General features: G+C 58.7%; 15 protein-coding genes and 3 pseudogenes. 10 read left to right on the top strand and 8 right to left on the bottom strand.

What is annotated here, in order from left to right; genetic code table 11:
- The first annotated feature begins 91 nt into the window (after positions 1–91).
- A pseudogene (gene ybgC, locus IVA95_RS04345) lies at positions 92–534 on the top strand (tol-pal system-associated acyl-CoA thioesterase).
- Here ybgC and IVA95_RS04340 read toward each other — a convergent pair.
- The 4 genes from IVA95_RS04340 to IVA95_RS04325 form a co-directional block, all read right to left on the bottom strand.
- The gene (locus tag IVA95_RS04340) at positions 472–873 is read right to left on the bottom strand and encodes a hypothetical protein (RefSeq protein ID WP_247509376.1); all 402 of its coding nucleotides are present in this window, start codon (positions 871–873) and stop codon (positions 472–474) included. The pseudogene ybgC and the gene IVA95_RS04340 overlap by 63 nt on opposite strands.
- A gap of 288 nt (positions 874–1,161) precedes the next feature.
- On the bottom strand, positions 1,162–1,539 hold the full coding sequence (locus tag IVA95_RS04335; RefSeq protein WP_247509375.1) for a hypothetical protein: 378 nt from the start codon (positions 1,537–1,539) through the stop codon (positions 1,162–1,164).
- 37 nt (positions 1,540–1,576) lie between these two features.
- The gene (locus IVA95_RS04330; protein ID WP_247509374.1) at positions 1,577–1,942 is read right to left on the bottom strand and encodes a hypothetical protein; all 366 of its coding nucleotides are present in this window, start codon (positions 1,940–1,942) and stop codon (positions 1,577–1,579) included.
- A gap of 100 nt (positions 1,943–2,042) precedes the next feature.
- The gene (locus IVA95_RS04325) at positions 2,043–3,239 is read right to left on the bottom strand and encodes a Fic/DOC family N-terminal domain-containing protein (protein WP_247509373.1); all 1,197 of its coding nucleotides are present in this window, start codon (positions 3,237–3,239) and stop codon (positions 2,043–2,045) included.
- Positions 3,240–3,921: 682 nt separating this feature from the next.
- Between IVA95_RS04325 and IVA95_RS04320 the strand changes: the two genes are divergently transcribed.
- From IVA95_RS04320 to ccoO, 7 genes and pseudogenes are all read left to right on the top strand, one after another.
- Positions 3,922–4,323, top strand: a complete 402-nt coding sequence (locus IVA95_RS04320) for a hypothetical protein (RefSeq protein WP_247509372.1) — start codon at positions 3,922–3,924, stop codon at positions 4,321–4,323.
- A complete protein-coding gene (locus IVA95_RS04315; RefSeq protein WP_346657979.1) occupies positions 4,217–5,185 on the top strand; it encodes a carbohydrate porin in 969 nt (322 codons plus the stop codon). Before IVA95_RS04320 ends, IVA95_RS04315 begins: the two co-directional genes overlap by 107 nt.
- 716 nt (positions 5,186–5,901) lie before the next feature.
- A complete protein-coding gene (locus IVA95_RS04310; RefSeq protein ID WP_247509371.1) occupies positions 5,902–6,501 on the top strand; it encodes a hypothetical protein in 600 nt (199 codons plus the stop codon).
- Positions 6,498–8,300: an ABC transporter ATP-binding protein gene (locus tag IVA95_RS04305; protein WP_247509370.1), complete on the top strand. Its 1,803-nt coding sequence runs from the start codon at positions 6,498–6,500 to the stop codon at positions 8,298–8,300. Before IVA95_RS04310 ends, IVA95_RS04305 begins: the two co-directional genes overlap by 4 nt.
- 1,062 nt (positions 8,301–9,362) lie before the next feature.
- On the top strand, positions 9,363–9,791 hold the full coding sequence (locus IVA95_RS04300) for a CBS domain-containing protein (RefSeq protein WP_247509369.1): 429 nt from the start codon (positions 9,363–9,365) through the stop codon (positions 9,789–9,791).
- A 288-nt stretch (positions 9,792–10,079) separates the two neighbouring features.
- Positions 10,080–11,528: pseudogene (gene ccoN, locus IVA95_RS04295) on the top strand (cytochrome-c oxidase, cbb3-type subunit I).
- 11 nt (positions 11,529–11,539) lie between these two features.
- Positions 11,540–11,984, top strand: a pseudogene (gene ccoO, locus IVA95_RS04290) (cytochrome-c oxidase, cbb3-type subunit II); the annotation flags it as partial.
- Between the two features lie 818 nt (positions 11,985–12,802).
- On the opposite strand, the gene bluB reads toward ccoO, so the two are convergent.
- From bluB to cobU, 3 genes are read right to left on the bottom strand one after another with little or no spacing between them, the layout of a single operon-like run.
- Positions 12,803–13,435 (bottom strand): 5,6-dimethylbenzimidazole synthase, encoded by a 633-nt coding sequence (gene bluB, locus IVA95_RS04285; protein WP_247509368.1) that lies wholly within the window; start codon positions 13,433–13,435, stop codon positions 12,803–12,805.
- On the bottom strand, positions 13,435–14,223 hold the full coding sequence (gene cobS / locus IVA95_RS04280; RefSeq protein ID WP_247509367.1) for an adenosylcobinamide-GDP ribazoletransferase: 789 nt from the start codon (positions 14,221–14,223) through the stop codon (positions 13,435–13,437). Before cobS ends, bluB begins: the two co-directional genes overlap by 1 nt.
- A 34-nt stretch (positions 14,224–14,257) precedes the next feature.
- Positions 14,258–14,761, bottom strand: coding sequence for a bifunctional adenosylcobinamide kinase/adenosylcobinamide-phosphate guanylyltransferase (gene cobU, locus IVA95_RS04275; RefSeq protein WP_247509366.1), 504 nt, complete (start codon positions 14,759–14,761; stop codon positions 14,258–14,260).
- A gap of 124 nt (positions 14,762–14,885) precedes the next feature.
- Between cobU and cbiB the strand changes: the two genes are divergently transcribed.
- A complete protein-coding gene (gene cbiB / locus IVA95_RS04270) occupies positions 14,886–15,827 on the top strand; it encodes an adenosylcobinamide-phosphate synthase CbiB (RefSeq protein ID WP_247509365.1) in 942 nt (313 codons plus the stop codon).
- An 11-nt stretch (positions 15,828–15,838) separates the two neighbouring features.
- Positions 15,839–16,804: a threonine-phosphate decarboxylase CobD gene (gene cobD / locus IVA95_RS04265; protein ID WP_247509364.1), complete on the top strand. Its 966-nt coding sequence runs from the start codon at positions 15,839–15,841 to the stop codon at positions 16,802–16,804.
- Between the two features lie 10 nt (positions 16,805–16,814).
- Here the strand turns inward: cobD and IVA95_RS04260 are convergent, their stop codons facing one another.
- Complete coding sequence (locus IVA95_RS04260; protein WP_247509363.1) at positions 16,815–18,263, bottom strand: cobyric acid synthase; 1,449 nt, start codon at positions 18,261–18,263, stop codon at positions 16,815–16,817.
- Positions 18,264–18,283: the final 20 nt, after the last annotated feature.

The raw sequence follows: 18,283 nt of genomic DNA, 5'->3' as shown, positions 1-18,283 counted from the left end.
CCTGCACGCACCAAGCCCATTGGCACTTGCTGCGGAAACGCGCGTCTGTGCAAGACAATTCGTCCCAGAAGGGCAGTAAGGGAACCGCATTGTGACAGCTTCTCTTGATGGCGAACTTCGCGACGGCGGCCATCATATGCAGGTCCGCGTCTATTTCGAAGATACTGACTCCGGTCAGATTGTTTATCACGCAAATTTTTTGCGCTTCATGGAACGCGGTAGAACGAACTACTTGCGCCTGCTCGGAACCACTCAGCAAGCGCTACTCAAAGAAGCCAAGAACGATGCGCCCGGCTTTGCCTTCGTTGTCCGCTCCATGACGATCGATTTTCTAAAACCGGCGGTCTTGGATGACCTGCTTGATGTCGTGACAGTCCCGCAAGAGGTGAGGGAGCGTCGATTGCCTTGCTGCAGGAATGCAGGCGCGGAGACGATCTCATAGTCACGGCGCGTGTACGCGTGGCGTTTATTTCAGCCGGAAAGGCGCAGCGCATCCCGAAGTCGCTGCGGCTCGCTATGGAAGGGCTTAGATAAATCTGCCGCCTCGATGCCGCCCGGGGGTAGTCCGGCCTTCTTGGCCTCGCGCGCAATCTCCGCGGAGAGTTGTTGTATCGGATTATCCTTATCGAGGCCGTCATCCGAAACAGCAGTGATGTCGGCGATCAACCCCACTGCAGCTTCACCCAGAAAGCTAAAGCTGATATCCGGCTTCTTGCCGGTTGCGAGCGCCTGCTCAGACGTGAGCTTTCCTATTTTGCCAAAAGCATAGAGGAAAATTATCTCCCACATCGCTGCCAGTCGGTCGCTACCTGGCTTGTTAAGGCGAGCGGCAGTTTTGTCGCACTGATCATGGTCGAGCACTTCGTAGGTCATGAAGGCGCTGTTGAATTGCCCTCCTGGAAAAGACAAACATGAGAATTCCGAGGCGATTGAGGGTCGGTCAGCTCTGCTGCTGTTTGGAGAAGCGATCCCCATTCTCAGCTTCCTTCAAAACTGCTTCGAACGGAGGCGGCTTAAAGGGCCCCTTAACGCGCCAAGCCGACTACTGGAGACCTGATTTACTGCGATTTGACGAAGCAGATTCAACGATGACCGTGCGGGTTGATGTTGCCGTCAGGCACTTTTTGGTCTGTGGCGAACGGCGAGCTGTTGATTATAACGCTACAGGCCGAGTAGCGCCTTGAACGCGTACCCGAGCAACACGCCCAATGCGGTGACGGTCGCGTTGGCTGCGTTGGCGACGATACCATCCTTCACTTTTGTCGCATACTGCACGACAGTTGGTTTAATCAGATCCACGAGCAGATCGACGCGAACACGAGCCGATCTTATGAGGCGCCGCGCGGCGGAGATTTTCGCCTCGCGCTGCTCCCTCTCTGCCGGATCGTCAAAGTCGTTGGCTTCGCGGATGGCTGTTTCAAGTTCCGCCATCGCCCCGTCGGCATCGGTATATTCCTTGCTGTTGTGATTGATAGTGACGATGCGGTCGGATGCTGGAATGTCGGCAGCATCGAAATGCCGTTCAATGTAGCGTATCAACTCGCGCGTCGTCGGCAGGAAGAGTTGCCGGGATATATCATAGACATAGTATTGTAATCGTTAGCCGTGTACAGGAAGGCGGCACAGAAGTCATACATATCCAGCTCGCATTGCCGAGCGCCCGGAGCAGGGCGACGTGCATGGCCAGTCTGTCGGTCTTGTCCTTCGGCCATGCGAGCGTCCCGCTCCCGACCATCGATCCAATCGTCTCCTTGCACTCCGCGTACCATGTCGGAAAATCGACGCGCTTCTCCAGGTCGGAAACGACGCGGTGCGCTCTTGGCGTGTCGTCGATGTTACGGTGGAAATTCTCCAAATGGTCTTTGAAGAATTGATATTTTGCGCTTGTTACAGCGTCGGTCAGCTCGTTGTAGACGGCGCGGAAATTCGAGAAATCGCTCATATTCGCCCTGGCTCAGCAATGGTATGTGGACAATACCATGCGAAGGTTTGTGCTACACTGTCTGGTATGAACGAACCATCAGATCATGGACTGAGAATCGTCATGAAGGTGGGCCGGGAAGAATCGGGTCTTCGCCGAACGGGCGGTTGATAATCGACAGCGCATCAGGCGCAGTGAATACGCGGTTGCGGGCATAGCCAGTCCGCTCCACGAGAATCTTGCGCTCGACAAGCTGCTCCACTGCTTGGGAAGCTGCCTGCACAGTGATGTCGAGAAGCTTAGCCAGGCGCTTCACGGTTAGAACTGGATAATGGGGTAATACATCGAGTGCGCGAAGGCTGGCAGAGCCCTGCCGGAATTTCCGACGTTCGCGCCACATAGCACCAAGTGTGGCCAAGGCCTCGCGCGTCTTGAGTAGCTCATCGGTCGTGCCGACCACTGCATCTGCCATGAACCCCACCGCTTCGTGCCATTCCAGCCGTTGCTGCGCTGCCTTGAGGGAGTCGTAATAAGCCGTCTTGTGGGCCTCGATGTAGGGCGAGAGATAAAGCGGCATCATTCCCTCTGCCGCCATCATCAGCGGTAACAGCAGACGTCCAACGCGGCCGTTGCCGTCGCGGAATGGATGGACCGCCTCGAAATGCGCATGCGCCACTGACATGCGCACGATGAAGCTCTGGTACATCGCCTGCGTCCCCTCGCAGCGCATGTATTTCACGGTGTCTTCGAGGCAGGCCGCGATATCGGCAGGTGGCGTTGGATTATAGGTCGAATACGCGATGTCGCCTCTGCCGCCGATCCACACCACCCGCTCTCGGAAATCTCCGGGCTTGTCCTTATAGTCAGCATCGCCACGCATAACGGCACGGCGCAAATCCTGAGTCAGAGCGGTCGTGAACAATTTCAGCTTTTCTTTGCGCGCGCGGGGTAGAAAATTATCGAGCGCGAGTGCGTAGTCGCGCACTTGCGCGGCGGCTTCGCCCTGCGGGGAATCTTCGCTTTCCTCAACTGACAGCAGTTCGTCGAGTGTGCTGTTCGTCCCTTCGATCGACGAACTGCTTACAGCCTCGCGCCGGGGCAATATGCGGCTGATGAGATAGGGGTCCTTGAGTTCCGCCGCGAGTGTCTCAATTCTGACAAGGGCCGCGTCTGCCGCCTTAAGCCGTGCGAGGACCGGACCCACCGCAATCCCCTCCTCGGGCGGTGGCAGTGGAACGACCCCGTAATGGGAGTCGAACGGCGACGGTAGCCATTTCAGTCGCTCCCGGATGGCATGGCTGAGATGGTCGCGATTCACGGAAAACCTTGGGTAAGAAAGCTCTATGCCTATCCATATTCAAGGTTATTTCTAAAAACTTCAATAAAGATTCAGGATTCCAGTCTGAATGCAAAGAAATTCGGCTATTTTTTGCCTTTCTGGCATTGGGGAACGCACTTGAAATGTTGCCCGGCCGCATAGCCAGCGTCTCGCCTTGGGACAAGTGTTCTTATTTCTGCTCATTAAACGCAGAGCCAAATGCGGATCTGGGGCTGCAGCCCAGCCAATTGTGGCGGGCTCCCCTTACAACCGCGTCCTATGGAACTTACCTTTGCGGATTGCGCCACCCGTCGAATTTCCGGCTGAAGGACCACTCTCATGCCTGCCGCAACCGCTTACGTCCTCCATGTTCCGGAGGGCCGGCGTGACATTATTCTGAGCTACGCCGAAGAAAACCGGCACGAGGCCACGCGGTACGTCGCCGAACCCGTGCCGAGCTTTTCCTGCGGTAGCAACATGTTGGTCGTGCTGGCGTGCTTCGCGACGGCGCGATCACGCACATCGCCGACGGCCGAAAGGGCATGTCGGCGGGGACCGGGTTGGCCCGGCTCAACATGACCGAGTTGCAGAGATTGGAACGGCCCCTTCCATTGAAGAACTTGTCGGCCTGGTTCCCGCAAGACTCAGGGCCCCCCTTCGTCGCATCCTCGGCACCGGCGGATTGCTGCCGCCGAAGACATTCGCGGCCGCGGTGGACGCATTGACGGCGCGCGATCCCAACCTGGCCGCAAGGCTGGCGCGGTTTTCGGAGAACCGCGCCCGGGCCATCCCGGGTCTGACATGGAAAGAAAGAGAAAATCTTGCCGTGCAAAAGGAATCCCTGGGACTTGCACTTGCGATCGCAGGGGTGCCGCGGGCTGAAATGCTCTCTTGGTCGGCGACGCCTGGAAGACCGGCTTCGTTCCTCGAAGGCTTGCCGGGCGCACGCGTCCGCGAAGACGTGATGATCATCAGGGATTTCACATCCTTGCCCGGGTTCAAGCCGCTTTGGAATTCCCGATGGTCAGATCATCGTAGGAGCCGAGCAGCAATACTGGACATGGAAGCCCGGCGGGCCAGATAGAGTAGGAATCAACACAATTGCCTACTATCAGACATTTTTCGGCAGGAAACTCGAACTCAAAATGGGTTACCTCAGAAATCAAAATGAGTTTGCAGGCACAGTGGTCGGAGGGAACGCAGGAGTAAACGTTTTTGGACCCCCGTCGAACATCCTTTACCAAGCAGGCATGAGCAACAATCCGGCGCCGACGCCAGCTCTCAACCTGAAGTACAATTTTGATGCTCGCCTCTATAATAAGGTTTCAATCCAGCGCTCACTCAGTCCAGACGGCCAATCTGCGCAGATAACAGAAAATCCCAGCGGCTTAAACTGGAGCACGCCCAACGCGGGCATTCTTTTGCTTGATGAACCTGGCTATAAGAACAAAGCTGCTCCTGGCGTGCCCGAGACCTGGTTGCTGGCAGGCGCCGGTTTCAACAACAGCAGCTACACGAATTTGCAGTATCCGAACCAGCCGAGAGCCAACGCGAACAGTGTCTACTACGTCGCTGCGGACAGGCAACTCTGGCAGTCTGATGTCCAGGGCTCGGCATCTCGTGGTGTCTATGGTGGGTTCTCTGTAATGTACGCTCCGACTGACTTGAATAAAGTCAGCCAGTATTTTGAGCTTCGTCTTTATGCGAAGGGACTATTTGACAGCCGGCCCAGTGATCAGATTGCCGTTGTTGCTACTAACACCGTGTGGGGCAACTTTGCGGTGGAGGCTGCATTGACTAAAGGCCATCTCGTACATCGCGACAGTACTGCGATCTCGGGAACATATACAGCGCATCTGGCACCTGGGATATATACAAGCATTACATACACACGCCAAACGGGACGTGCTCTGAATTTTTTGGTGTCTACGTCGATATTCTTCTAAGTCATGAAAGGTAGGGTGTACTCGAAATCGGAGCACTGCGGATCAGAATGCTTTGATGTCCGCGGCGCTCCTGACGCGAAGAGCGAACATCGCCAATCTTCCGAGTGGGGCCACAACACCGAAAGGGCGATAATCAAGGCCAGGGACTCGAAAAATGACGAACGTGTACTCTGGACTGTTTCGCATGAGCCTCAAGCGTAAGCGGTGTTGTGCTCCCATTTTTTGCTGACCGAATGATTGCGAGTTTATCCGTTTTTAACCGTAGGCTTGGGATGGACACAGTGCGTAATGTTATCAACGCCTCGGTGCGGCGACTGAGGTGTCATGGATTCCGGACGGCACCGAAACAAAGGCGCGGATGTTACCGAGATCGGTGCGAGTGTCGAAGTATGTACCGCGGCTGCGCCTTCGGCTGGCGCAGCAAACTGCGGGGCGCCGAGGTTAGTATTGGTAAGCATGTTGACCGCGATCAATGACAGAGCCGTCAATATTCGGTTTTCTATGAGCTTGTCTCGAATGGGACGTTCCGCGCGTGGAGCAACCACTTCTCACCTTTGCGTCGTTAATCACCCATATTTCTACGAAGGCAACCGCATGCTCAGTCTAGATTCCTACAAAATTACTCCAAGCTCGCGCAATCGAATGCCACACGGGAATTCCGGAAGAAAGTGCGTCTATGCAGACCGCATCATCCAAGGTTCGCGAGGGGGAGTCCGATGATCCCGCTAATTCGACGCAAATCGACGCCGTCAGAATTGTCCAGTGGTCTGACGCCGGCCATGTTCGCCGCTGAGCCATCAACTCTGCGCGCAGGCTGGAACAAGTTGTGGATAGATTTGTATACGGAATATGACGCAAGGCATTTGGAAAAGGAGTTGTCCATCCGTAACTTGATCGCTACCGAGGAAGGTGCAGCTTTCTTTAATGCTTGGGCCGCGGACGGAGAGCGCCACACCAATGGTTTCATCCAAATCATGGAGCTCGTTGCTGATGGATCCCAGAAGGATCTTTGGGAAAGATTGGGCGGCCGGCTACGTTATTTTAGTAAGGTCAATGACTACCTGAGAGACGAATTCTCTCCGATGGTCGTGATAGCATTTGATGAAATGTGTAGTTGCCGCGCCTATGCTGCGGATAAAGAATTTTATGGTGGACTGGGGGACAATAGATTCCATCGTTGGCTGGGGGAGCTGATCGCCGACGAGGCAGCTCACTCAAGAAACGCGGTCAACATTATCCGCGCCGCCTTTGTGATGCCGTGCGTCAATTCAGATGGAGCCGGCTTGCGCTGTGAGAGCGACCGGATTGCACCATGACCGCTGTAGATGACAAAAGTTCCACCGCGATCCGCGTGGTGATCCCATTCGTGTTCCGCCACTGGCTGCAGCAGCCCATCCGCGCTGTCGTCGTGATCGTCGGCTTTCTCGGCGCTACGCTGGCCGACCTGTTCATGCCGGTGTACTCCGGCCATCTGGTCAACGCACTGACGTCAGGCCCTTCCGACCAGGAGGCGCGACATGCGGCGCTGGTTGCCTTCGGCGGCACCATCGCGCTCGGCCTCGTGTCAATCATCCTACGCCTTGTAGGTCTGCAGGCGATCGTGCCGTTCAACCTCAGGACAATGTCGGACGTGGCGCGCGAGGCGTTCATGCGCGTCCAGCGTTTCTCGACTGACTGGCACACCAACTCCTTCGCCGGTTCGACCGTGCGCAAGATCACGCGCGGCATGTGGGCGCTCGACCTGCTTAACGATACCATCCTGATGGCCCTATTGCCGTCGCTGGCAGTGCTGGTCGGCTCGATGATCCTGCTCGGGCTGCATTGGCCTGCGCTGGGCGGCGTGATGGGGGTCGGCACGATGATTTATGTCGCCATGACGATAGCATTCTCGATCCGCTATATCGCGCCCGCCGCACAAGTCTCCAACGGCTGGGACACAAAAGTTGGCGGCACTCTGGCGGACGCCGTAACCTGCAACGCGGTGGTGAAATCGTTCGGCGCCGAGGCGCGCGAGGACGCGCGACTTGAAAGTGTCCTTAGCCGCTGGCGCATGCGATTGCGGCGCACATGGCTGCGCTACAACGCCACCTCCATGGCGCAGCTCATGATGCTCCTGTGCTTCCGTGGATCTGTGATCGGCGGCGCGATCCTGTTGTGGATCGCCGGGCGCGCCTCGCCGGGCGATGTCACCTATGTGCTGACCAGCTACTACGTCATCCACGCCTATTTGCGTGATATCAGCATGCACATCAACAACCTGCAGCATTCGGTGAACGACATGGAAGAATTGGTCACCATTCACGGGGAGCCGCTCGGCATTGTCGACGCGCCTGACGCGAAGCCGATCGATATCGAAGGCGGCCGTATCACCTTCGAGAAGGTGACGTTCCTCTACGGCGACCATCGTATGCCGCTCTATGACGGGCTGTCGATCGACATTCGCGCCGGCGAAGGCGTTGGCCTTGTCGGCCGCTCGGGCTCAGGCAAGACGACATTCGTCAAACTCGTGCAGCGGCTCTACGATATCTCCGGCGGCCGGATCCTGATCGATGGCCAGGATATCGCGAAAGCAACGCAGCAATCGCTGCGCAGCCAGATCGCGATTGTACAGCAGGAGCCGATCCTGTTCCACCGCACACTGGCGGAGAATATCGCCTACGGCCGGACCGGCGCCAGCATGGCGGCGGTCGAGCAGGCGGCGCGGCTTGCCAATGCGCACGACTTCATCCTGCGGCTGCCGAAGGGGTACGGCACGCTGGTGGGCGAGCGTGGCGTCAAGCTGTCGGGCGGCGAGCGGCAGCGCGTCGCGCTGGCGCGCGCGTTCCTGGCGGATGCACCGGTCTTAATCCTGGACGAGGCGACCTCGAGCCTCGATTCGGAATCGGAAGGCCTGATCCAGCAGGCGATGGAGCGGCTGATGAAGGGCCGCACCTCGATCGTGATCGCGCACCGGTTGTCGACGGTGCGCAGCCTCGATCGCATCCTGGTGTTCGATCGGGGCGAGATCGTCGAGCAGGGTACGCATGCAGCGCTGACCGCGCGCCCTGGCGGCATCTATCGCGGGTTGTTCGAGCTGCAGGCGACCGAGTTCGGCCAGATCTCGGCGGCCGGCTAGCAGTAGTTCCAGGCGCGCGTAGGCCGTAACCTAAGATACGCAGCTGCGCATCGGGGAATTCCGGGTTTCCAGGTTCGGCTCTTCAAGTCGCCTTCCAGCGCCACGTACTCGACGATGAACTCGTCACGCTTTGACACCGAGGTATGACAGCCGCAGTACCACCACATCCACCGGCAGAACGGAACCTGCAAAGAGGGATGCCGCAGGGGAGGCGGGGATGGCAGGCAGCCAATCGACATAGGTTTCGCCATCGACGGCAGAAGAAGTGTGGCGCGCTCAGATAGCTCGTTTAGCGCGGTAGGCGCTCCTGTCCATAATAGTTCGCAAGCTCACTTCGCTTGTCGTTCTCGCTCGATTCAGCTGTATCAGGCTAGCGAGACGGAAGCAGAACACATTGTACCAGCTCAACTGGACAGCCGATGGCCCTGCGGCACGTCAGGTCGCCGATTGGATGTCATAGTTCGCTTGGCATTCTGCCGATGGGGTCGACCGTGCGCCAGAGCTGACTAGAACAAGAGCCAGGCCGATTGCCAGACCCATGTTGCCTTAGCCGAAACGTGCAGCGCGGCCTTTCTGTCCAAAAGCAAACACGGTGCGATGTCTCAAATCCGCCAAGCTATTGCGAACGACATTGCGCAGGAAAAAAAACCTGAGGAAAATCCGCAGCGCTTGTGGTGGCCCAAATCCTGCAATCCGATGAGCTACGTGGAAGGCGCGTCGCAAAGAAGGATCAGGGGTGCCTTTGAGTCTCGACCTGCCAAGTTGTGATGAGGTCTCCCTCCCGCCGTTGGCGGGTGGCCTCGCGCGCGTGATCATATACTCCACCGGAAAGCTATTCTCGGATGTGAGTTGCCGCATCATCACCTATGTGCGTCAGCCTTTTGAGGGACGCGTTGCCCGTGGAGTTTCGGGAGCGATGAACATGTTAAGGTTGTTTGTGAGCGATCATCACGCGCTTCCGCGCGCCATAGCGGAGGTTCAACAACGCCGGAATCTTACTTAACGCGACAGCCCTACAGGAGAGGGTGATTGAATTGGTGTTCAGCCGGAGAAGGGGGCAGCTTGCACAGCTTCCTCGAACAAATTGTTGCAGACCACATGACCAGCACGCCGAAAGTCGTTACGCGGGACCTCACTTTGCGTGAGCTTTGTGATCTCTTCCAAAGGGGTGATTTCAACTCCTATCCCGTTCAAGATCACTCGCAAGTCATCGGCGTGGTTTCAAAGTTGGATGTCATGTCGCGCTTTGTCGTCACCCGCGCTCGCATCATGCCGCGCCACGACGATCTGATGAACTTGACGGCTATGGACGTCATGACGCCGGACTTCATTTATGTTAGAACAGAGACGAAATTAACTAGGGTGCTTGAGCTCATAGTCAATCATCGGATCAAAAGCATGCCGGTGATCGAAACGGGTCAACATTTTGCTGGGATCATTTCGCGCACCGACGTGCTGCGCGCTTTGCAACGGTGCTCCCAGAGCATCTAGCAGCTGCAACAGGAGAGTCGCTATGCTCCTCGAGTCGATACTTGTTTCCGTAGGTGTGGTGTCGGTTTTTGCGATTTTCGCCGCCGTCCTGGCTTGGGGCGGCTCACATGGGACGACGTCACAACAGCCCACGGCGAATTCCCGGAAGCGACGCGCCTTCTGAAATTGCTGGCGGAAGCACCTGGTCTGGCCTCGGACCGGGATCCAACTAAAGCGGAATCTGCGTTCCGGGGCAGATGCCTTCGCGAAGAGAATGCGAGAATGTATCCATTTCAAACCACCAAACGGATGACCCATGGCGAAGCCGGACTAACGTTGTTTTTCGCGGTAATGGCCTATCTGTGCCTGATTGCAGGCGCGAGAGCCTTGGATGGGCCGTTCGCCCTCCATGCTTCGCTTGGTTTTATCGCAAGCGGCGCCGCCGCATTCGCTATCCTCAACCGTTACTTCGATCGCCCGGCGGCATCGCCCGCGCAGGAAATCAACGGCCGCCTCAATTACAATATGGCCCCAATCAAGTTCTCGGCCGTGATGTCGGTCATCTGGGGCATCGCCGGATTTGAGGTCGGCTTGCTGATCGCTTCCCAGCTCGCATGGCCCGCGCTCAATCTGGATCTGCCGTGGACGAGTTTTGGCCGGCTACGGCCGCTGCACACGTCCGCGGTGATCTTTGCCTTCGGCGGCAACGTGCTGATCGCAAGTTCGCTCTATGTCGTGCAGAAGACCTGCCGGACGCGCCTGCCGGCGATCTTGCACCCTGGTTCGTCGTCATCGGCTACAATTTCTTCATTCTGGTCGCCGGCACCGGCTATCTGCTTGGCGTCACGCAGTCCAAGGAATATGCCGAGCCGGAGTGGTACGCAGATCTCCGGCTGACGATCGTCTGGGTGGTCATCTGCTGGTTTTCCTCGCGACCATCATCAAGCGGAAAGAACCGCATATCTTTGTCGCGAACTGGTTCTACCTGACCTTCATCGTCACGATCGCCGTGCTGCATCTCGGTAACAACCCGGCGCTGCCAGTCTCGGTGTTCGGCTCGAAGTCCTACATTGCCTGGGGCGGCGTGCAGGATGCGATCTTCCTGTGGTGGTACGGGCATAATGCAGTCGGCTTCTTCCTGACGGCCGGCTTCCTCGCCATCATGTACTACTTCACCCCGAGACGCGCCGAGCGGCCGGTCTATTCCTATCGACTGTCGATCATTCACTTCTGGGCCCTGATCTTCCTCTACATCTGGGCCGGCCCGCACCATCTGCACTACACGGCGCTGCCGGACTGGGCACAGACGCTCGGCATGACGTTCTCGATCATGCTGTGGATGCCGCCCTGGGGCGGCATGATCAACGGCCTGATGACGCTATCGGGCGCCTGGGACAAGCTCCGCACCGATCCCGTGCTGCGCATGCTCGTGGTGTCGGTCGCCTTCTACGGCATGTCCAGCTTCGAAGGCCCGATGATGTCGATCAAGGTTGTGAATTCGCTCAGCCACTATACCGACTGGACCATCGGTCACGTGCATTCCGGCGCGCTGGGCTGGGTCGGCTTCGTTTCCTTAGGCGCACTGTACTGCCTGATCGCCTGGCTATGGGATCGGAAGGGTCTCTACAGCTTGAAGCTGGTCAACTGGCACTTCTGGACCGCCACCATCGGCATCGTGCTCTATAATCTCTCTGGATGACGGTACGGGTGGCCGAGGACGAGGTGCATTCGCCGCTCGCTCATCAGCCGGCCGAATGAGGAGCTCGTCAATGTCTTTCTGGACGCGACATCGTATTTTCGAGAAGAACTCGAACATCCTGATAGCGAGCATTCTCGCGATGATCGCGATCGGAGGCCTGGTCGAGATCACTCCGCTATTGTAGTTGAAGAGCACGATCGAGGTGGTCGATGGGGACGTCCCTACGCGCTGCTCGAGCTTACGCGACGCAACATCTACGTGCGCGAGGGCTGTTACCTCTGCAACTCGCAGATGACCCGCTTATTTGCGCGACGAGGTGGAGCAGTACGGCCACTACTCGCTCGCGGCCGAGAGCATGTACGGCCATCCGTTCCAGTGGGGATCGAAGCGCACCGGACCTGGACCTAGCGCAGGTCGGTACAAAGTATTCCGACGACTGGCACGTGCGCCATCTTACCGATCCCAGCTTGATCGTCCCGCAATCGGTGATGCCGGGTTATCCGTTCCTAGCTGATTGTGTTGCAAAAGTCGATTTTCGCCGATGGCCAAAATTCTGCGGGGCGTGGGCGCGACTTTCGTATACAAAATGTGAGGGACCTCACGGCCCCACGCAAAATTCACAGGCGATTTCGATAACGTGATTGAGGTCATACGAATCAGCGATCGCTCGCCGCTTAGTGCTTTCGCGAAAAATCTTGAGCCCTGCAACTTTCGACTTTTGCAACACTATCAGCTAAAACCGAAATCGACACCATAACGACTGCCCCACCAGCCAGGTTGTAGGCGGCGGCGAGCCAGAGGTTTTGCCCCAAGTGTCCCGACCTGGTCTTCCTCGGCAAACCGCTGATTCCGGTCCGGCCGCAGACATGTCATGCTCCTCGACGTTGGTTATGCTCAATGCGTTGCTGGTCGCAGTCGAGCTTGCGCGCAAATACTTGCGCAGATGATGAAAAAATCCGGAATCCGACGACCAAACGCCAAACGGCGGGGGGCAAGGTCCTGATGGTCGGGGGCGCGAGGAACGATGCGCCGGAAGTGCTATTCGGCCGAAGCCCCATGCTGCAATCCTTGACTTACGAAAGTGCCTTAACGGCGGTCCGCATCGCAGTGATTGGCGTGGGTCGCGAGCATTGACACGTCACTGGATGCCATGATGGTCGCTCTCACGGTCATAGCGGATTCATGGATCTCGTTGTCGTCCAGTGGTTAGGAAAGTCGCGTAAAAGTTCGCGTCGCGCGACAAGTCATTGGTCCATTTCTGCGTGGAGGCTCTCTCAAAGGAGACGTCCGAATCCTCGGAGCACAAAGCCGCGGTAATTGCGCCCGCGATGGGTTAGCGTCTAATCGTAAACTCCTTCGATGTTCGGCGATGTTCCCAGTTGGCGCGTTCAAGTTCGGGTCGATCAAACTCCAGCTGGGGATAGCCCACGCAGAGATAGCCGATGAATTTCCAGGACTCCGGCACTTCAAGAATCTCGTGGATGCGATCCGGATTCAGGATCGACACCCAGCCTAGTCCGATGCCTTCTGCGCGTGCAGCGAGCCACATGCAGCAGATGGCTGCGGCAACGGAATATTCGATAGTTTCCGGCATCGTTGCACGCCCGAGGCCATGACCGAGATCGCTTGCCTTGTCCGCGAAAACGGCCAGATGACCCGGCGCCTCTTCGAGGCCGGCGAGCTTCAGGGTAGTGTACTGCGCGCCGCGTTCGCTTGAATAAGAATGCAGCGCATCGGCGTTGCAGGTCTTGAAGTCCTCGACTACAGCGCTGCGCCTCGCCTTGTCTTCGATGATGATGAAGCGCCAAGGCTGACTCAGGCCGACCGAAGGAGAAAGGCAGGCGATCTCAATGAGCCACTCCATGGCACCGCTCGGCAGAGGATCGTGACGAAAGCGCCGCACATCGCGGCGCCACACAAAGAGCTCGTGCAGTTGCCGGCGAAAAGCTTCGTCGAATGAGACCATCAGGGTCGCAGTTCCGTGTGGGGCAGGGCGGCCGCCATCAGCAAAATCGCGATCTCGCCAATCTGCTCAAACGCACCTAGTATATCACCTGTCTGTCCTCCGACCTGTCTTGTGGCAAGCCACGCCAGCATCAGCCCGACCAGTGACAGCAAAATCACTCCGATCATCGCCTTGCTCGGCCCGAAACCGAAGATCAGGCAAAGAGCCCCAAGAGCAAATGCAAGGGCCGCACTTCGCCCCGGCGGTCGTCCGGCTCCGGCCGAAAGCCCGTCCGATCGCGCCGGCGGGATCAGCCACATGAAAGCGGGCAAGCCGGCGCGTGCCGCCGCATGTGCAACCGAAAGCGCAGCCGCAATCGATTTTGGCTCGCCGATCGCTTCCAGCGCGCTCCATCGCAAGGTAAGGGATCCAATCAGCGCGCACGCGCCGTAAGTGCCGATCCGGCTATCCCGCATGATCTCGAGCTTTCTCTCGCGCGTCCGGCCGCCGCCGAAGCCGTCGGCGGTATCGGCAAAACCGTCCTCGTGCATTGCGCCGGTTAAAAGGACCGTGGCCGCCAGCGCCAGCATGGCGGCGGGCCCAGATGTCAAACCGACCTCGCGCGCGATCCAATAGACCGCAGCTCCTGTAATACCCACCAGCAGTCCGGCCATCGGCAACGCCCAGCCCGCGCGGGCAACATCGCCATCGCTAACCGGCTTCGCCGGCCCGAAAGGCAGGATCGTGGAGAACGAGATGGCATTTCTCAGGTCAGTGACGATGCCCCTGAGAAGCTTGAAATGATACATGTGTCTTCAGCCCTGTACCCAGCAACTAGCGGAGCTACTTCAGCTTCATCGGCAATCCTGCGACCACGAGTTCGACTTCGTCCGCAACGGAGGCAATCGTCTGGTTCAGGATACCTGCCGCGTCCCGGAATGCGCGCGCCAACGCATTGTCTGGCACGATGCCGAGCCCAACCTCGTTCGTAACCATGATGACCGGGCTGCGTTGCCGGGCGAGCACGTCAGCGAGCAGCGAAGCCTCTTGCAACCAGTTCCGCTCCGCGTGGAGCAGGTTCGACAGCCAGAGCGTGAGACAATCGACCAGCCTTGCACCGCGGCCATCTGTTTCGACCAGCGCCTGCACGAGATCGAGCGGAACCTCGCGCTCGATCCATTCCTTTCCTCGCCGCGCCCTATGCCTTGCTATTCGCTCGCCCATTTCATTGTCGAGCGCCTCTGCCGTGGCAATATAGAAGGGTTGCCCCGAAAAGGCGCAGACGCGGACTTCCGCGCGTCGGCTTTTGCCGGATCGGGCGCCGCCCGTGATGAGTATGATAGCCATGACGTCCTCCGTTTAAGGCCAGCACTAATCACCAATCTCTGACAAACACAAAGACGAATCAGGCGAAATGGGCTTGCCTTGATCCAGAATTCTTGTGCATCAGGACCCAGACGGGAGACGACGAATGGGCTTTGCGGGAGCGATGGCGATGGCAATGATGGTGGACGCCTTGTTGGGCTGGCCCAATGGACTGTTCGCGCGCGTCGGTCATCCCGTCACCTGGCTCGGCAGGCTGATCAACATCCTCGATGTTAGCCTTAACAGGACCATCGACCCTTCTGGAGTCCGGCGCATTGCTGGCGCAGCCGTAGCGACTTTCGTGATTGGAGTTTCGGCCGGCATTGGATGGGCAATCCAACTTGCGCTTGTCTTTGATTGGAGCCGCGTTGTGTTCCTGGGAATTTTCGCATGGCCCTTGGTTGCGCTGCGTTCTCTTTATGATCATGTGGCCGCTGTTGCTCACACCTTGCAATACGGTGATATCGCAGCCGCACGCTCGGCGATCGCGCAGATCGTCGGACGCGATCCCGCAGCTCTCGATGAAGCGGGCATTGCGCGCGCTGCCATCGAGAGCCTCGCCGAGAACGCTTCCGACGGCATTGTGGCGCCCGTGTTCTGGGGGGCGTTGTTCGGGCTGCCAGGCATCGTCGGTTACAAGGCGATCAATACACTCGATTCCATGATCGGCCATCGCACGATGCGCCACGAAGATTTCGGTTGGGCTGCCGCGCGCATCGACGATCTCGCAAATTTCATACCAGCGCGTCTTACCGGCTTGCTGTTTGTGCTGCTGGCGGCGCGCCCTTCGAACTCCTTGTCTTGCATGGCGCGTGATGCGAACCGTCACCGCTCGATCAATGCCGGCTGGCCGGAAGCAGCGATGGCCGGCGCGCTTGGCGTGCGGCTCAGTGGGCCGCGAGTCTATCACGGAAGCATCGCCGACGAATCCTGGCTCAACGAGGGCGCACGCGATCCGCTCGCCGCAGACATCCGGCAAGGGCTGATGCTCTATGTCCGCGCCATGGTTCTATTGGCCGGTGCGCTTGCGATTTTGGCTTTCGCATGACGGAGAGGTCAATGCTCGAGCATGGAGGAAATCTCGATCTTGCCTTGCACCGCTTCGGCGGGCGCACGCAGGACTGGATCGACCTCTCAACCGGAATCAATCGGCGGCCCTATCCGGTGGGTGAGGTGGAGCCCAGGTCCTGGAGCGCGCTGCCTTCGCGATCCGATATCGAATCCCTCCATCAGGCCGCGCGAGAGGCCTACGTCACCAAGGCACCAATCGTGGCGCTTGGTGGTGTACAAGCGGCCATCCAGTTGTTGCCAAGTCTTTCATCGCGCGGTCAGGCACGGATTCTTGCGCCGACTTATAACGAATATGCGGGGGTTCTTTCCGCTGCAGCCTGGGACGTGGTCGAGGTCTTTGATCTCGAGGGGCTGCTAGGAGCGGATATCGCCGTGATTGTCAATCCCAACAATCCAGACGGCCGATGCTTTGATCCAAGCGAACTGCTGGCGCTCTTGCCGCGCGTCGGTCGACTCGTCGTCGACGAGAGCTTCACTGATGCCGTTTCCGGCTTGTCGTTGGCCCCTGAGGCGGGACGCCCGGGGCTGTTAGTCCTGCGCTCGTTTGGAAAATTCTACGGGCTTGCGGGACTGCGCCTCGGTTTTGCGCTCGGCAGTGAGGCCGATGTCGCTGCGTTGGGGGCCATGGCCGGCCCGTGGCCCATTTCGGGTGCAGCGATTGTGATCGGACGGCGAGCCTTGCTGGATCGCGATTGGGCAAACGCGACCTCGACGCGTCTGGCGCGCGATTGCCTCCGCCTGGATGCTCAAGTGCAATCGCAGGGCTGGACATTGGCCGGCGGCACGCCGCTGTTCCGGCTGTATGAAACTGGTGACGCACGAGCGGCGCAGCAGAAGCTCGCGCGCCGCCAGATATGGTCGCGAATGTTTGGGCAAAGGCCGGGATGGCTGCGGCTTGGCTTGCCGGGTAACGAGACGGAATGGGCGCGGTTTGCTGCCACAGTCTCGCTTTGATCGCCGTTCCTCAGCGGGCAAGCGAAAGTAGGCCTTCGACATCAAGATGGGCATCGATGTAATCGGCAAGCGAATCGAGCGCGCTATCCACCCTGGCGCGGTACTGCTGATCGGCGGCCGGAATGTTCAGTTGCGCCAGAAATGCCTTGCGAAAACTGTCGGAAGCGAACAGGCCATGCAGATAGCTGCCGTACACGCGGCCGTCGCTGGATACCGCGCCTTCCGACGCTCCGCCAAGCAAGGCAAAGGGCCGTGCACGATCCGGCCCGTCGGTATGCCCGATGTGAATCTCGTAAGCCTCGATCGGCCGGTTCGTCGCCGCGTGGACCGCCTTGACGCGGGCTAGAGTCTTGCTTGGCGTCATCACTGTCGTTACGTCGATGAGTCCGAGGCCTGGAGTTTCTCCGGCCGGTCCATCGATTCCCTCCGGATCCGTCACACGGCGTCCGAGCATCTGGTAACCGCCGCAGACGCCGAGCACATGGCCGCCGCGACGATGATGCGCAAGAAGATCGATGTCCCAGCCTTGGGCGCGCAGGAATGCGAGATCCCCGCGTGTCGACTTCGAGCCCGGCAGGATCACAAGCTTTGCATCGCCAGGGATTACCTCTCCAGGCCGCACCATCACAAGGTCGACATCAGGTTCGAGCTTCAGTGGATCGAGGTCGTCAAAATTCGCGATCCGCGACAGCGCGAGAAAAACAATCTTGCACTTGCCTGCCTTGCGTGCGCCGGCAAGCCCAAGCGCGTCTTCGGCCGGAAGTTCGCTAGCGCGAGCGAAGTAGGGAAGGACCCCAAGTCCCGGCCATGATGTGCGCGCCTCGATCAGCCGGTAACCGTCCTCAAACAGTGACGGATCGCCGCGGAACTTGTTGATTAAGAAGCCGCGGATCATGGCCGCATCTTCGGGATCGAGCACGGCCTTAATTCCGACGAGCTGCGCAATTACGCCGCCGCGGTCAATATCGCCGACCAGCACGACGGGAACGTCGGCCTTGCGGGCAAAGCCCATATTCGCGATATCCGCGGGCCTAAGATTGACCTCGGCGGGGCTGCCGGCGCCCTCGACCAGTACTAGATCGGCGCGATTCTTCAAACGGGCGAAACTCTCGAGAACCGGCGCCATCAGCGATGGCTTCATCGCAGCGTATGCACGCGCGCGCAGCGTCGCCACGCGGCGTCCGTGCACGATGATCTGGGCGCCGACATCGGTTTCCGGCTTCAGCAAAACCGGATTCATATCGGTATGCGGCTCGACACCTGCGGCCTGCGCCTGCAATGCCTGCGCGCGTCCGATCTCGCCGCCATCAACGGTCACGGCGGCATTGTTCGACATGTTCTGCGGCTTGAACGGCAGCACCCGATTGCCGCGCCGGGTCGCAGCGCGCGCAAGGCCGGCAACGATGAGCGACTTGCCCACGTCCGAACCCGCTCCCTGGATCATCAATGCGCGCGCCATCGAATCCAACTCCCGATTGT

It is taken from the genome of Bradyrhizobium sp. 157 (assembly GCF_023073815.1).
Classification (GTDB): Bacteria; Pseudomonadota; Alphaproteobacteria; order Rhizobiales; family Xanthobacteraceae; genus Bradyrhizobium.
Note: the sequence above shows the minus strand (reverse complement) of the source record. Positions and strands in the feature narration are given on the sequence as shown.

Bases quoted from the DNA above. Each gene is read 5' to 3' on its own strand.
- IVA95_RS04330 (WP_247509374.1), bottom strand. From the start codon at position 1,942: ATGAGCGATTTCTCGAATTTCCGCGCCGTCTACAACGAGCTGACCGAC.
- cobU (WP_247509366.1), bottom strand. From the start codon at position 14,761: ATGGCTATCATACTCATCACGGGCGGCGCCCGATCCGGCAAAAGCCGA.
- bluB (WP_247509368.1), bottom strand. From the start codon at position 13,435: ATGGTCTCATTCGACGAAGCTTTTCGCCGGCAACTGCACGAGCTCTTT.
- IVA95_RS04260 (WP_247509363.1), bottom strand. From the start codon at position 18,263: ATGGCGCGCGCATTGATGATCCAGGGAGCGGGTTCGGACGTGGGCAAG.
- IVA95_RS04310 (WP_247509371.1), top strand. From the start codon at position 5,902: ATGATCCCGCTAATTCGACGCAAATCGACGCCGTCAGAATTGTCCAGT.
- IVA95_RS04305 (WP_247509370.1), top strand. From the start codon at position 6,498: ATGACCGCTGTAGATGACAAAAGTTCCACCGCGATCCGCGTGGTGATC.
- cobS (WP_247509367.1), bottom strand. From the start codon at position 14,223: ATGTATCATTTCAAGCTTCTCAGGGGCATCGTCACTGACCTGAGAAAT.
- IVA95_RS04340 (WP_247509376.1), bottom strand. From the start codon at position 873: ATGACCTACGAAGTGCTCGACCATGATCAGTGCGACAAAACTGCCGCT.
- cobD (WP_247509364.1), top strand. From the start codon at position 15,839: ATGCTCGAGCATGGAGGAAATCTCGATCTTGCCTTGCACCGCTTCGGC.
- cbiB (WP_247509365.1), top strand. From the start codon at position 14,886: ATGGGCTTTGCGGGAGCGATGGCGATGGCAATGATGGTGGACGCCTTG.